The sequence below is a fragment of the Polyangium jinanense genome, from assembly GCF_028435365.1.
The window spans coordinates 299,943-313,975 of record NZ_JAGTJJ010000006.1 but is presented as its reverse complement, the minus strand read 5'-3'; the positions used below and the strand labels follow the sequence as shown (position 1 = coordinate 313,975).

Genomic DNA, 14,033 nt, shown 5'->3' with positions numbered 1-14,033 from the left:
TTCAGGGCGTCAGCTTCTCGGGGTTGCCACGCAGGGTGATCTTCGTCTCGCTCTCCTGCTTGAGCGGCCCGGTGATGGTCACGTTCCCGGGCGTCATCTCGATCGAGAGCGCCCCGGCGCGGAGCGCGATCGAGGCCGACGAGACGAGCTCGATCACGCGGCTCCGGAGCTCCATGCGCTCCGCCGATCGGAAGAGCGCCGAGCCGCCCACGTTCACCTTCGTCTCTTTCGCCGACACGCTCATGTCGCTCTTCGACTTGCGCAGGACGAACCCGCTCACGAACGTGCCGAGGTTCTCGGCCACCGCCTCCTTGACGCTCTCCTCCATGCCGATCGTGATCTTCGACCCGCCGGCGTACTCGAAGAGCATCTCGCCGCCCTCGTGGGCCACCGAGCCGCCCGCCATCGAGATCGACGAGCCGCCCACGATGCGCGTCAGCGTCTTCTGGATCGAGCGATCGATCGAGCCGGTCTCGTCGTTGCCCGAGCGCGTGTAGCGGGTCCCGCCCACCGTCTCGACGTCGTTCTCCATCACGGAGGTCTCGACGCCGAGCGTGACGTCGATGGTCTCCTCCCCGCCGATCGTGTGGTCCCGGTCCACGTTGACCTTGTGCACGACGTGCCGGCCCACGGTCCGCGTCTGATTGCCGCCGATGTCGATCGTCTGGTTTTTCTCGACCGTACGCGTCGAGTTGCTCTCGATGAGCACCGTCTGGTTGTTGCCGATCGTCTCGGTCCGGTCGTGCTGGACGAGGGTCTTGAAGTCCTTCTGGGCGTGCCAGTCCATGTGCATCGAGCCGGCCGAGTCCTCCAGGCGCAGCTCGTTGAACCCGGCCTTGCCCGGGTACGTCTCCGTGCGGATCGTCATCCGGTTGCGGAACGAGGGCTGGTTGTACATCGGGACCATCTGCCCGTTGATCTGCCGCGCGAGGCCCACGGGGCGCGTCGGATCGCCGTCGATGTAGCCGACGCTGATCTCCCAGCCGACACGCGCGAGCGCGATCGAGGTCGAGATCTCCTGCGTCATGCGGATCCAGCGCGAGTCCTCGTCCGTGCCCTTGGCCTCGCGATCCCAGTGGAACTGCACCTTCGCGCGGCCGTAGGCGTCCGTGTGGATCTCCTCGCCCGCGGGGCCACGCACCATCGCCGTGTGGTTGCCCTCGATCTCCGGGCGCTCCGTCCGGACCGCCGGGCGGAACGGGACGTCCGCGGGGATGGCCCGGAAGCGGTTCTCGTAGTGCGCGACGCCCGCCTCCTCGCGATACTCGTGCTCCACGTGCACGAGCAGGTAGCGGCCGCTGAAGCTCGCGCCCTCCTCGTGCGTGAACGAGAAGATGCGCGCCGGCGCGAACGAAAAGACCGTGCTCGTGCCCTCCACGAAGCGCTTTTCCGCGCAGAGCGCCTCGACGCGGAGCTTGGCCAAAACCTCGCCCGCCGCCGGATCACGATACCCGACGGGGTAATCGTACACCTCGAGGTGCGTGTCCTTCGCGCCCGTGGCCGAGGCGAGGAGTGACAGGGCCGGCGTCTTCCAGTTGTGGTCGTTGACCGTGGCCTTGCCGGATCCCACGACCGCGCCGCGCTCGAACGAGGTGACGCCGAAGTCGCCATGCGAGAGCGCGCCCGCCGAATCGATGAGCTCGAACTCCGCGCCGCCCTCGACCTCGGGCGAGGCCGAGGACGCGTCGCCGACGATCATCGTGCCGTCGGGATCGAACGTGTAATAAAAACCCTCGAACTCCAGCATCCGCGACACGAATGCGAGGTTTGTCTCGCGATACTGCACGCAGTACGGCTGCGACGCCGATTGCCGCGTGGTGCGCCACGCGTGTTTGACCGAGCCCTCGCCGAGGACCTTCGAGACGATCGGCTCGGCGGGCTGGTCGCGCCACTTGCGCGTGTTCTTGTCGAGGCCGAGGAACCAGAGCGAGGGCCGGAGCTCGAGCTCGTAGTGCAGGTGGCCGTCCTTCTCGTCGAGGAAGCGGCCCCGCGCGAGCTGCATGGAGAACCGCCGCTTCTCCTGCCCGTCCCAGAAGATCACGACCGTCGCCGGCTCTTCGAGCAGCCCCTCGACGTCGAGATCCGAGCCCACCGCGACCTCGACCCAGGCCCCGCCGAGCTCGCTCATGCCCTCGTCCACGCGCAGCCGGAGCGCCGGCCAGGAGGCGTCGCCGATGCTCAAGAAGACTTCGATCCGCAACGCTTTCTTGCTCATGGCCTACACACTCCTCGCGCGCGTCGGATCCGCGGCCCGTCCCGCCCCTACGCTCCGGCTCGGGTCGCGGATCACGTCCTCCGGGAGCGTGCCCACCCCGAGCACGTAGATCCGCTCGAGCCGCTCCCATTTTCGCGGCAGCACGATCGACGCCCGCCACGTGAGCTCCACGGCGCGGGTCTCGGTATCGATCAGAAACCCGTCGAGGTGCGTCTCGTACGCGACCTTCTTGCCGTCGATCTGGCTGCCGAACTGCACGGCGTACCGGGGCAAACGGAAGCGCCAGACGCCGTCCGGCAAGACGCCGCCCACCTCGACCGGCTCGTCGCCGAGGAGCGGCGTTCCGCTGTGCAAACCCGGGACCGACCAGGTGTGGTGCATCGGATCAAAATCGCGCGGCCGCACGGGCGCGCGGCTCTTCGACCACGCCGCGTCGTGCGTGCCGATGCGCGAGCGCCGCGGCTCCCAGTGCGCCGGGATCGGCGCGAAGGCGCCGTACGAGGCGTGACACGGGGCGCCGCCTTCCTCGATCGAAGCCGGTTCGAGCGGCGGCGCGGGCTCGCCGAGGAGGCGGGTGGGCTGGCTTGAAAAACCCATCCCGATGGGATTCGCAGGCTCGAACGCGCCCGTGATGGGGTCGAGGCCGCCGTGACACTTGTCGAAGCGGAGCGGCACGGGCTCGACGAACGGCGCGGGATCCGAGGGAGCGACGGCGCCGCGCCAGTTCTTCACGTGCACGCGCGGCCCGTGCACGACGACGACCTTGCGCAGCGTGCCGACCTGGAGCCACGCATAAACGCGCCCCTTGGTCCCGGCTGAGCGCGGCGGCGGATACGCGACGCCCACGAGGCCGACGTCGGTGCCGGGTTTCTCGTCGGCCACGAGATCCGCGGGAAAACGCACGCCCCCGCCGCCGTCCCCCTCGTCCACGCGACGCACCGGCGCGAGCGCGAGCCTCGGCGCGCCCTCGCGGCTCACCTTGTAGGCGACCTTGGCGACGACGACGGCGACGTCACGGCCGTGACGGTCCATCATCGTCTCGCCGTCTACGCTCGCCCAGCTGATGTTCTCGACGAGCGTTTCGAAATTCATTGCGGAACGGATGGTAAACGCGGAAGGCGCCGCGCCACAAGCGTTCCGGGCGTGAACGAATCAGGAATCGAACGCGAGATCGGTGCGGGTCTCGCGCTCGCGCGGCGAGATCCGCGCCGTGGCTTTGCGCGCGCGCAGGTGATCGCCGAGGTCGAGGAAGAGGTGGGCGAGGCTCGTATAGATCTGCGCGGCCTTGCGCGTGCCCGGCTCGAAGCCGCGATCGGCCTCCTCCAGCGCGCGGCACGCGTTCATGTATGCGGCGTCGCGATCACTCTTGCTCACGGCGAGTCGCGCGAGGCTGTAATGGATACGCGCCATTCGACGGTGCGGGGTCGCGCCGGTCGAGGTCATGGCCATTTCGTTGTAAAAGTTCAAAGCCCGCTCGAGCCGCTCCTGCGAACGCGGCGTCGTGCCCGAGAGGACCTCGACCCAGCCGAGATCCATGTCGATCTCGGCGCAGAGATCGGCGGGCGCCGAGCCGCGGCTCCCGAGGTCGTGGGCTTGTTCGAGCAGCTCGCGCGCCTCGGCATACGAGAGCTCGCGCGCGCGCTGGTTGCCCACGCGGGCGAGGAGCTCGGCCGCGGGGACGAACTCGATCTGGTGCTCGACCGCGGCCTTCGTGGTCTCCTGGACGTGCGGCCAGAGCTCGGTGCGCTCGCGCGCGCTCGCCTCGAGGTAGGCCATGAGCAGGAGGTCGAGCGCCTCGTGCAGGGCCGCGATGCGCTGATCGGGCGAGAGCAAGTCGCGCACGCGTGCCCGGAACGTGGGCTCGTAGGAGACGACATCGGCCTCCTCGCGCAAGAAGCCGAGCTTGAGCAGGACCGGCAGGGCCTCGCCGAGATCGCCGAGGCGCTCGCGCGGCAGGTCCGCCTCGGCGAAGAACGCGAGCACGCGGGCGAGGCGCACGGCGCGTGGATCCTTGCGGCTGGCCTTGAGGAGGGCGCGGTCGGGCGAGACCTCGACCTCGGCGTCGACGCCGGCGAGGGCGCGGAGCTTCTTCTCGATGCTCGTGAGCTCGGCGCCGTGGGCGTCGTCCGAGCCCGGCATCGGCAGCTTTTCGAGCGCCTTGCGGGCGAGCTCGGGCTTACCTTGATCGAGCACGACGCGGCCGAAGACGGCGGCGAGCTGCGCGGGCGTGGGGAGCAGGCCGGGGAACTCACGCGACCAGCGGCCCGGCAGGGCCATCGGCGAGAGGAGGCGCATGGCGCGGTCGAGATCCTCGAGGCCGCTCTCGATCTCGCCGTGGTACGCCTTGGCGACGGCGTGCGCGTGCCAGGAGAAGACGTCGCCGCCGGGCATGAGCTTGCCGAGGATGGCGCCGTGTTTCTCGGCGACCTCGCGCGAGAGGAGTCCGTCGTACGTGCCCTCGCGGCAGCGAGCGATCCAGCGGAGCGCGAGGACGAGCTGCTGGGTCGTCTCCATGCGGCTCGACTCGACCTCCTCGTCCTCCTGAGGATCGTCGAGCCAGAAGAGGGCCTGCTCGGCGTGGTTGACGAGGAGGAAGGCGGCCGCGCGGAGGATGTCGGGCTGCTCGCGCGAGGGGATGGCGATGACGCTGCGAGGCTGGCCGGCCCAGAGGAGGAGGCGACCGGCGGCTTTTTCGGGCGGGCGCGGGCGGTTCGGGTCCTCGGAGTCGGGCGGCGGGGCGTGGACGAGGTCGGCGACGGCGCGACCGAGCGCGGCCCACTCGGCGAGGGGACGGCCCTTCTTGAGGTCGGCGCGGAGGGCGGTGACGACGCCGTGCAGGTGCTTCGAGGAGCGCAGGAGGTTCGCGAGGCGCGCGTCGGCGCACTCGGGCGACCACTCGGAGGCCGGGAGGAGCCCGCAGGCGCGGCCGATGCTGCGGAAGACGTCCTCGTCGATCTCGCCGGCGACGCTCTTGGCGTGAGCGAGGCCGAGGTGCGCGGCGCCGGAGGAGGCGTCGAGGCGCAGGGCGGCGCGGTAGTGCTCGACGAGCGTGGCGGGATTCGTGCCCTCGTGCTCCTCGTGCTGGGCCGCGACGAGGTGCATGAGGACGAACGACTGCGCCATGGTCGGCGCCTTCGCGACGCGCGTGGCGGCCGGCGGGCCGAGGAGGATCTTCCACTTGCGGTTGTGCTCGTAGAAGCGGTCGATGGTGGTGACGATGCCCTCGGTGCCGCCCTCGCCCTCGTGGCGGCCCGCGATGCCGATGAGGCGCTGGCGGCTGTCGAGGAGGGGCCCGCCGGCCTCGTTTTCGTGGACGACCTGGAGGAGGCGCGGCAGGGGCGGGAGGGTGTCGGGCTGGGACTTGCGAGGCGGCGGCTCTTCGGGTTCGCCGGCGATGAGCGAGACGCTGCTCCAGTGCAGGACGACGGCGCGCTTGGCGAGGGCGTTCTCGACGCTGTCGCGGAAGCCGACGAGGGTGACTGGGGTGTCGAGGTCGAAGTCCTTGAACTCGTCGGCCGGCATGAGCCGCAGGACGTGCGGCAGCTCCTCGGCGCAACGGAGGATGGCGAGGTCGCCCTCTTCGGGCGGCAGGACCTGCACGATCTCGGCGGTGCGGACCTGCTCGCCGGCGCGGAGGAGTTTTACGTAAGGGGCGTTCTCGCAGACGCGCCCGACCGTGAGGAGGTGGTGGGGGCCGACCGCGACGGCGGTGAAGTGGCCGCCGCCGGGAGCGAAGGCGAGCCAAATCGCCGCCTCGACGGCGGGCTGCGGGGAGGGGGCCACCATGGGCGCGAGTGTACCGGAAGCGGGCCCCGGAGAGGTAGGAAGTGATGGACGGGCAGGAAGCGGGCGTGGGAGCGGGAGCGGGAGAGATCACCTTCGCGACGCTCGTCGTACGCCACGACCGCCGCCGGCAGCGCAAGCGGGTGCGTGGTCATGGAAAGAACCCACGGGGAATCCTGCAAGAGGTTCAAGAGCGGGTGGAGTTACCCGCGCGGAAGCCACCTCCAGGCCGAAAGCTCGTACTTGACCCCTCCTCGGAGACCTCCCGAAGGTCATCGGCGCGATATCGATGCCGACACGCGGACCTTCCCGAGCCTTCCGGCTGGGGGTTGATGTCGGCTTGCCGACCTCGCAGTGGTCTCCGGCTGGGGGTCGATGTCGGCTTGCCGACCTCGCAGTGGTCTCCGGCTGGGGGTCGATGTCGGCTTGCCGACCTCGCAGTGGTCTCCGGCTGGGGGTCGATGTCAACTCAACCGCGCTCCAGCGCCGGGCGGACGAGCTCGAAACATGAGCGTTACCGGTCGAGTTGATGGGTGTTGTCATACCTGCGTTGCCATGCGCCACCGATTGACGTCCTCCGGTGCCGCGCAAGAGAGCGCGCATGCGATACCTCGCGCTCACGTGCGACTATGACGGCACGCTCGCCAAGCACGGCGCGGTCACCGACGAGACCTTCGCAGCGCTGGAGCGCCTGCGCGCGACCGGCCGGAAGGTGGTGCTCGTGACCGGACGCGTCCTCGGCGACTTGTTGGCCATTCTCCCTCGCCCCGAGCTTTTTGATCGCATCGTCGCCGAGAACGGCGCCGTCCTTTATCGTCCCATCGGGCGCGAGGAACGCGTCCTCGCGGAAGCACCGCCGCCGTGGTTCGTCGATAGGCTTCGCGAAACGGGAGTGGGTCCTCTCTCTGTGGGTCGCGCCATCGTGGCGACGCATGCCTCGCAGGATCGTGCGGTGCTCGACGTGATTCGACAGAGCGGCCTGGAGTTACGGATGGTGTATAACCAGGACGCACTGATGGTGCTCCCTGCGGAGGTCGGCAAAGGCAGCGGTCTCCGCGTCGCCTTGCAAGAGCTCGGAATGTCGCCGCACGAGGTCGTAGGCATCGGCAATGCCGAGAACGATCACGCCTTCCTCGCGCTCTGCGAGTGCTCCGCGGCCACGGCCGACGCCGTTCCATCGCTCAGGGAGCGCGCGGACCTCGTAACGAAAGGCGAAAACGGGCGGGGGGTCATCGAGCTCGTCGACGGGCTCCTCGACGACGACCTGCGCCACGTCGAGCCCCGCCTGACGCGCCGGCACGCGCTGCTCGGTACGACGGACGACGGCCAGCCGCTGCTCATCCCTCCGTACGGAGGCAACGTCCTCGTGGTGGGCCCGTCCGGCAGCGGCAAGACGACATTCGCAATGGCGCTGCTCGAACGGCTGGCGGAGCAATCGTACCAGTTCATCGCCATCGATCCCGAGGGTGACTATTCTCGATTCGAAGACGCCATCGAGCTCGGGGACATGCGTCGTCCGCCGAGCATCGACGAAATTCTGCGCGTGCTCGACAACCCCGACACGGACGTGTCGGTCAATCTCCTTGCAATCGCGCTCGGCGACAGGCCTGCGTTCCTCGAGCAGCTCTTCCCCCGGCTGCAATCGATGCGCGCGCGGACGGGTCGACCCCACTGGATCCTGATAGACGAGGCGCATCATGTCTGGCCGTCCGCTTGGGGACCCGTGTCCCTCACGTTTCCGCAGGAGGTGGGCGAGCTCGTCCTCGTCACCCTCCATGCCGACGAGATTGCCGTCCCGATCCTCGAGCGTATCGACGTCGTGATCTCGGTCGGGCCGATGCCTGAACCGGAGCTCGTGGCCTTCAGCGTGGCGATCGGAGTCCCACCGCCTCCGGTGACCGAGCCTCCGCGCCCCGGGGACGTGCTCGTATGGAATCGCGGCGCGGGTCAAAAGCCGCGCTGGGTGACGCCGGCGCCAGGGCGGGGGGAGCACCTGAGGCACCTTCGGAAGTACGCCGAGGGCAACCTTCGCGAAAAGAGCTTTTATTTCCGGGGCCCGGACGAACGGCTGAACCTTCGTGCCCGTAACCTGGCCGTATTCGTCGAGATCGCAGACGGGGTCGACGACGAGACGTGGCTCTACCACCTCGCGCAGGGCGATTACACGCGTTGGTTTGCCGAAGCGGTCAAGGACCCTGCCTTGTCAGCGACGGCCGCGGAGATCGCCGCGCGCACGGATCTCACGCCCCGGCAGAGCCGCGCGTTGATCTCCGAAGCCATCACGACCCGCTACACGCTGCCTGCCAGGCCGTAGTCGTGCAAGTCTCCCATGTTTCGTTCTCATGTTTCGTCGAGGAAGGTTTTGATCATGACCGGTCCACGGGGCGGAACGCGACAGGCACGAGGCGGCGGCAATACGATCTGCGCGGTCCGGCTCAAGCGGGCATACGAGGAACCTGAAGCGGCCGACGGGTACCGGGTGCTCGTGGACCGCCTATGGCCGCGGGGCGTGCGCAAGGATGCGCTTGCGATCGATGCCTGGATGAAGGAAATCGCGCCGAGCGCCGAGCTTCGGCGCTGGTTCGGTCACGATGAGGCCCGATGGGAGGAGTTCGCGGTGCGTTATCGCGCCGAGCTCCGCCAGCAGCCGGCTGCGAGGCTCGTGGACGAGCTCGTGGAGCGGGCAAAGCGGGGGACGGTGACGCTCGTCTTCGGGGCCAAGGACGAGCACCACAACCAGGCGGTCGTCCTCCACGGCGTGATCGCTCGGATGTTCCGCGGGACCGTCAAGGCCGCGTCGCGTTCGTCGGGGCCCGGTGTGAGGTCGACGTCGTCCGGCGCCTCCACGGCTTCGCGCAAGGCGTCGACCCGTCTCTAGCCAGTCCACGAGGGTATCCAGCCCGGCGGATCGCTTGCGGGAAACGATTGATCGGACTCTCGATCCACCCGCTCCAAGATGTCTCCGGATTCTCGCGGACCGGACGAGCTGCCGACGCTCCTCGGCTTTGTCAGCCGCTGCTGTGCCGATTCCGGCGGAGCGTCGGCCTCGAGCACGCCGGGGCCATGATCGACGAGTGCGAGAATGTGCGCCATGGGCGGGAAGCCTGCTGTCTGCGGACACCATCGCAAGCCACCTGCGTGCCTCTCTTCATGGTTCGCTTTACTCGACCGTTGAGCCTTCATTCGGACGGGTCATCCTCGGCGGACGTGGAGCTACGGTTTCAAGCTCGGGGACCGCGAGCGCGCCGCGGGGCGCTTGCGTGAAGCAGCCAAAGCCTACCGCCATCGGTGCGCGACGATCCGGCTCTGCCCTCGGCGACGGCTGTGGCAAGCGCCCGTGCGCTTCGGCTACGTAAGGCGCGTTCTCGCAGACGCGCGCGACGGTGAGGAGGTGGTGGGGGCCGATCGCGACGGCGGTGAAATGGCCGCCGCCGGGAGCGAAGGCGAGCCAAATCGCCGCTTCGACGGCGGGCTACGGGGAGGGGGCCACCATGGGCGCGAGTGTACCGGAAGCGGGCGCCGGAGAGGTAGGAAGTGGTGGACGGGCAGGAAGCTTCCGTGGGAGCGGGAGCGGGCCGGATCACCTCCGCGGCGCGACGAACCTCCGCGCGGTCAGTCGGTCGGGAGCAACGCCAAGAGGTCGTCGATGCCGGCGAGGATCGTCCGGGCGCCGAGTTCTCCGGCGACCCGCTCTCCGACGCCGTCGGGGTCGCTGTCGACGCCGAGGATGTCTTGCCCCGCTCCCGGGTCACGCCCGACGCCGAGGTAGCCCTCGACGATCAGGTCGGCTCCGAGGAAGACCTGCACGGGACGAGACGCGTGAAAGGGCGAGGGCTTCGTGAGGTCGTGCTGCCAGAGGCGCCTGCGAAGCTCCCAGCGAAGGCGGAGGGGATGAACCGCCACGTTCTTTCCATGGCTGGCCTGGCCGGCCAGCGGCGTGATGAGCGCGTCGGCGCGGGCATCGCCTTCGGCCCGCTCGAGACTGCCGTCCTCGTGCACCCGTAGCCAGAGCCCCGGCCGTTTCTGCAGTCGCAAGAGGAGCGGGCTGCCCTGACGAGAGCGCGTGGCGATGTGCGACGCCGCCACGCTCGGTTCGAGCAAGGAATCGCCGAGGTCGTAGAGGAAAAGGTCGCCGTTCGAAGCACCGACCGCGAGGAGGCGGTCGTCCGGAGACAAACGCTGGCAGGAAAGGGTCGCCGCTGGCACCTCGCAGGGCAGCATCCCGAGCGCTCGCCCGCTGCGAAGCGAATGAAACATCACGGAAGCTTTGCCGACGCTCGCGACCCAGCGCTTGCTCCGGGCCATCGTCAGCAGCGGTTTGTCGCCATAGGGATATCCCAGGATTTCCGTGTCCCAGCAATGCACGTCGGAATCGAGGTCCCACTTGTAGAGGCGCGGCCGGACCGGATCGTCATCACGGTTGAGCGATGATTTCACGGCCACGGCGCATCGCTCGGGAGAGAGCACGAAGCCTTCCCCGAGGGCCACGTCTCGGTCTTCCTTGAACCGCGCGATCTCCGCGCCCGTCCGCGTGTCGAAGCCCACGAGATCCCACTCGAAGAAGCACCACAGCTCCTCGCCATCCCGGGCGAGCGACAAACTGCATTCGGGCTCGAAGGAGGGAATGTCCCGGAGGAGCGGCTTCGGGTCCTCGCCGGGGCGCCACGACCAGACGACGGTGTTGTCGTCGCCGAAGCCCGCCCAGTACACCCCGCCGCCCGGAGACACGCAAAGCGCCCGGGGATGGCGCATCATCTGGCGCGCGCGCGCGAGCTCCTCGCCGCTTTCAAGCGCGTATACACGAACGACCCGATCGTCGAACGTGGCGGCCAGCCGGTCCCCGGTCGGGAACAGGCAAGCCTGGTTGACGCCCTTCGCGATCTCGAGCTTCGATATGGTCCGCGCGGAATCGACGTCCCACACGCGAACCGTGGGGTCCTTCGACGCCGCCGAGACGAGCCGCGACGCGTCTCGGGTGAAGTCCGCGGCGAGGATGGGCGTGGAATGGCCGGTGAGCTTCGTGCCCGGTCTGTGAAGGTACTTCTTCATCGAAATCGCGTGGGATTGGGTGCGCACCCGCCTCTCGCGTCAAGCCCAAACCGCGGATCCGGCCCGCCGCGCTGCCCGCGCTGCTCAATCCCAGACGAGCGGCAGGCTCGTGACCGCCAGGTTGAAGCCACCCGTGAACCGCGGCGGCGCCTGGGGGTCGAGCCGGAACGGCGGAACGCGCTTCAACCACTCCTGGTAGAACACCTTCATCTCCAGGCGGGCCAGATTCAGACCGACGCACCGGTGCGGGCCCGTGTTGAACGTCATGTGTTGCTCGGTCCGGCCCATGATGAACTGCTCGGGGTTCGGGAACGCCGCGTCGTCGTAGTTGGCCGCCGGCAGGAGCAACAAGAGCGCGTCGCCTTGCTTGAGGTTCACGCCGTGACAAACCACGTCACGCGTCACCCGCCGGGGCGTGCACGCGACGCCATAGAGACGCAAGAGCTCCTCGATGGCTCCCGGCAGGAGGCTCGGGTCGGCCCGGAGCTTCGCCTGCAATTCCTGATCACGCGCCAGGTGCCGGACGCCGAAGCTCAGGGCATTCACCACGGTGTCGAGCCCCCCGAGGAACAGGGTGATGCTGTAGCCCAACATCTCCGGGAACGTGGGGTTGCGGCCCTGGATGTTCGCGTCGAGCAGCCGGCTGATCAGGTCATCCTCGCGTTTCTCCTGCCGGGCCTTGATGGACTCCGCCAGGATCCCCGCAATTTGTTTGAAGATCCCCTCGCGGGTCGCGTGATCCACCGCGGCGGACGTGGCCTGCGTGGCGAGCTCACGGAACTCGGCGAGGCGGTTGGTCGGCATGCCGGCCAGCTTCATGAACAGCGTGACGGGCAGCGGCTCGGCGATGTCCGAGAGGAAATCGCAGCGTCCCGCGTCGAGCACCTTGTCGATGAGCTCGTTCGTCATGGTCCGAATCGCCGTCTCGAGCCCGGCGACGGATTTGGCCGCCAGCGGCTGGTTGAGCGGTGCGCGGTACGCCGTGTGCTGCGGCGGATCCACCGCAATGGGCAGCATCATGAAGGCCGGCTTCGGCGCCTCGTGTTCGCCTCCATGTGCCTCCGAGGCACCGAAGAGGGCGTTGCTATAGACCTCCGGGTTCATCGTGATGTCCACGATGGCCTGCTTCCGGGTCACGAACCAATGCCCCCCATTGTGGGGAGAGAAAAAGATGGGCGGGGCCTCGAGGATGAGGGAGCGCATCCGGGCGTGCGGATCCTCGAGCATCCGCGGATCTTTGGTGCTGTCGTATTCGTAGACCAGCTCCGGGGGGACGTGCGCGGGAATCGTGTCCAATTTCTGTCCGCTGAACGGGGGCATGTTCGAACCTCTTTCGGGGGTTGGAGAAAAAAGGAGGCGGCCTACCAGGTTCTCAATCGCTCGTCTGCGAGACGGGCAGACGGACCACGAGACCATCGAGCGCGGGCGTCACCTTGAGCTGACAGGTCAGACGGCTATTGGGCCGGACGTGATAGGCGCACGCGATCATTCCCTCTTCCGCCGCATCGGGCGGGGGGACCTCCTTCAGCCAGGCCTCGTCGACGTAGCCGTGGCAGGTCGCGCAGCTGGCGAAACCTCCGCACTCGGCGACGATTCCGGGCACGAGGTTGTCCATCGCCGCCTGCATGACGGATTGTCCCTCCTCTGCCTCGACCTCGTACTCCTTCCCATCCGCCTCGATGAATTTGATCTTCGGCATCATGTCCTCCTGGATTTGGGTGATGGATTGTCTTCAAGCGGCGAGGCTCGCGAGCGGGACGGCCGCGTCGCCCAGGCGGGTGACTTCCACCTGCGCCCGGCTCGAAACCAGCCGTTTCGCGGCCATGAAATCCGCGGGGCGGCCGATGACGTCCGCGGCGATGACGCGTTTGTCCTTGAGATAAAACGCCGAGAATTCCTTGCCCCCGGCGGAGCCTCGCGTGATGCATTGCTCGTAGCCGGCGGAGAGCCCCACCATCTGCAGCTTCAAGCCGTACTGGTCCGACCAGAACCAGGGAATGGCGGCATAAGGCTCCCGCTTGCCCATCAGGGTGGCGGCCGCGACGCGTGCGTGCTCGATGGCATTGGGCACGGACTCGAGCCGGATACGTCCGCCCATGTAGGCGCTGGGCTGATTCGCGCAATCCCCGATGGCGAGGATGGCCGGATCGGCCGAACATGCGTATTCGTCGACGACAATGCCGTCGTCGACGGCCAGGCCTGCCCCGGAGGCGAGCTCCGTGTTCGGGACGAGGCCGATTCCCACCAGCACGAGATCCGCATCGAGCCGCTCGGGCACGCCGTGACGAGCGACGTGGACGCCGCGCACCTTTTGCCGCGCCTCGTCGAGCTCGAGGCCCCGCGCCTCGCAGGAGAGCCGGAACTCCACGCCTCGCTCGTGGTGAAGCTCTTCGATGAACGTGGACACCTCCGGACCCGTCACGCGGGAAAGCAGGCGCGGCGCCGCCTCCAGCACCGTCACCTGCAACCCGAGCTGCACGGCCACAGCCGCGACCTCGAGCCCGATGTAGCCGCCGCCGATGATGAGGAGCCGGTTGCCCGCGACGAACTTCGCGCGCATCGTCTCGATATCGGAGATCGATCGCACCGAGAACAGGTTCTCGAGCTCTGCCGTCTCCATTCCGGGAAGGCTCAAGCGACGCGCCCGGCCGCCCGTGGCCAGAACGAGTTTGTCATAGCCGAGCCGGCTCCCATCCTGCAGGGAGAGCTCCCGCGCGGAGCGATCGATGGCCTCGACGCGCGTGCCGAGCCTGAGCTCGATGTCGAAGCGTTCATAGGTCGAAAGCGGTTTCAGGTAGAGGTCGCTCAGCGCCACCTTTCCCTGCAAAAATCCTTTCGAGAGCGGGGGGCGCTGGTAGGGCGGATGCGGCTCGTCTCCCAGCAGGACGATACGCCCTTGATGGCCCTGCTTTCGTAATCCAGCCGCAAGCTCGCCACCGGCCTGGCCGGCTCCCACGATGACGATGCGCTCTTCCATGACCGCGAC

At 68.2% G+C, this 14,033-nt stretch carries 9 protein-coding genes; 2 read left to right on the top strand and 7 right to left on the bottom strand.

The genetic code is table 11. From position 1 onward, the window contains the following. Position 1: 1 nt before the first annotated feature. From KEG57_RS16330 to KEG57_RS16320, 3 genes are read right to left on the bottom strand one after another with little or no spacing between them, the layout of a single operon-like run. Entirely contained in the window at positions 2-2,215 is a 2,214-nt protein-coding gene (locus KEG57_RS16330) for a type VI secretion system Vgr family protein (protein ID WP_272418701.1), read from the bottom strand. Positions 2,216-2,218: 3 nt separating this feature from the next. After that, positions 2,219-3,307, bottom strand: a complete 1,089-nt coding sequence (locus tag KEG57_RS16325; RefSeq protein WP_272418702.1) for a DUF2169 domain-containing protein — start codon at positions 3,305-3,307, stop codon at positions 2,219-2,221. 60 nt (positions 3,308-3,367) lie between these two features. Beyond that, positions 3,368-6,001, bottom strand: a complete 2,634-nt coding sequence (locus KEG57_RS16320) for a hypothetical protein (protein ID WP_272418703.1) — start codon at positions 5,999-6,001, stop codon at positions 3,368-3,370. Between the two features lie 598 nt (positions 6,002-6,599). On the opposite strand from KEG57_RS16320, the gene KEG57_RS16315 reads away from it, so the two are divergent. Together KEG57_RS16315 and KEG57_RS16310 are read left to right on the top strand one after the other, a co-directional pair. After that, complete coding sequence (locus tag KEG57_RS16315) at positions 6,600-8,312, top strand: HAD hydrolase family protein (RefSeq protein ID WP_272457973.1); 1,713 nt, start codon at positions 6,600-6,602, stop codon at positions 8,310-8,312. Between the two features lie 54 nt (positions 8,313-8,366). Then, positions 8,367-8,876 carry a DUF488 domain-containing protein gene (locus KEG57_RS16310; RefSeq protein WP_272418705.1) on the top strand — a complete coding sequence of 170 codons (510 nt, stop codon included), beginning with the start codon at positions 8,367-8,369 and terminating at the stop codon, positions 8,874-8,876. Positions 8,877-9,610: 734 nt separating this feature from the next. Here KEG57_RS16310 and KEG57_RS16305 read toward each other — a convergent pair. From KEG57_RS16305 to KEG57_RS16290, 4 genes are all read right to left on the bottom strand, one after another. After that, positions 9,611-11,047, bottom strand: a complete 1,437-nt coding sequence (locus tag KEG57_RS16305; protein WP_272418706.1) for a WD40 repeat domain-containing protein — start codon at positions 11,045-11,047, stop codon at positions 9,611-9,613. Between the two features lie 84 nt (positions 11,048-11,131). Next, positions 11,132-12,367, bottom strand: a complete 1,236-nt coding sequence (locus KEG57_RS16300; RefSeq protein ID WP_272418707.1) for a cytochrome P450 — start codon at positions 12,365-12,367, stop codon at positions 11,132-11,134. A gap of 52 nt (positions 12,368-12,419) precedes the next feature. After that, on the bottom strand, positions 12,420-12,749 hold the full coding sequence (locus KEG57_RS16295; protein WP_272457972.1) for a 2Fe-2S iron-sulfur cluster-binding protein: 330 nt from the start codon (positions 12,747-12,749) through the stop codon (positions 12,420-12,422). 30 nt (positions 12,750-12,779) lie between these two features. Beyond that, complete coding sequence (locus tag KEG57_RS16290; RefSeq protein WP_272418709.1) at positions 12,780-14,024, bottom strand: NAD(P)/FAD-dependent oxidoreductase; 1,245 nt, start codon at positions 14,022-14,024, stop codon at positions 12,780-12,782. Positions 14,025-14,033: the final 9 nt, after the last annotated feature.

Coding starts and splice junctions, on each gene's coding strand:
- KEG57_RS16325 (WP_272418702.1), bottom strand. CDS start 3,307: ATGAATTTCGAAACGCTCGTCGAGAACATCAGCTGGGCGAGCGTAGAC.
- KEG57_RS16315 (WP_272457973.1), top strand. CDS start 6,600: ATGCGATACCTCGCGCTCACGTGCGACTATGACGGCACGCTCGCCAAG.
- KEG57_RS16295 (WP_272457972.1), bottom strand. CDS start 12,749: ATGATGCCGAAGATCAAATTCATCGAGGCGGATGGGAAGGAGTACGAG.
- KEG57_RS16300 (WP_272418707.1), bottom strand. CDS start 12,367: ATGCCCCCGTTCAGCGGACAGAAATTGGACACGATTCCCGCGCACGTC.
- KEG57_RS16305 (WP_272418706.1), bottom strand. CDS start 11,047: ATGAAGAAGTACCTTCACAGACCGGGCACGAAGCTCACCGGCCATTCC.
- KEG57_RS16320 (WP_272418703.1), bottom strand. CDS start 6,001: ATGGTGGCCCCCTCCCCGCAGCCCGCCGTCGAGGCGGCGATTTGGCTC.
- KEG57_RS16330 (WP_272418701.1), bottom strand. CDS start 2,215: ATGAGCAAGAAAGCGTTGCGGATCGAAGTCTTCTTGAGCATCGGCGAC.
- KEG57_RS16290 (WP_272418709.1), bottom strand. CDS start 14,024: ATGGAAGAGCGCATCGTCATCGTGGGAGCCGGCCAGGCCGGTGGCGAG.
- KEG57_RS16310 (WP_272418705.1), top strand. CDS start 8,367: ATGACCGGTCCACGGGGCGGAACGCGACAGGCACGAGGCGGCGGCAAT.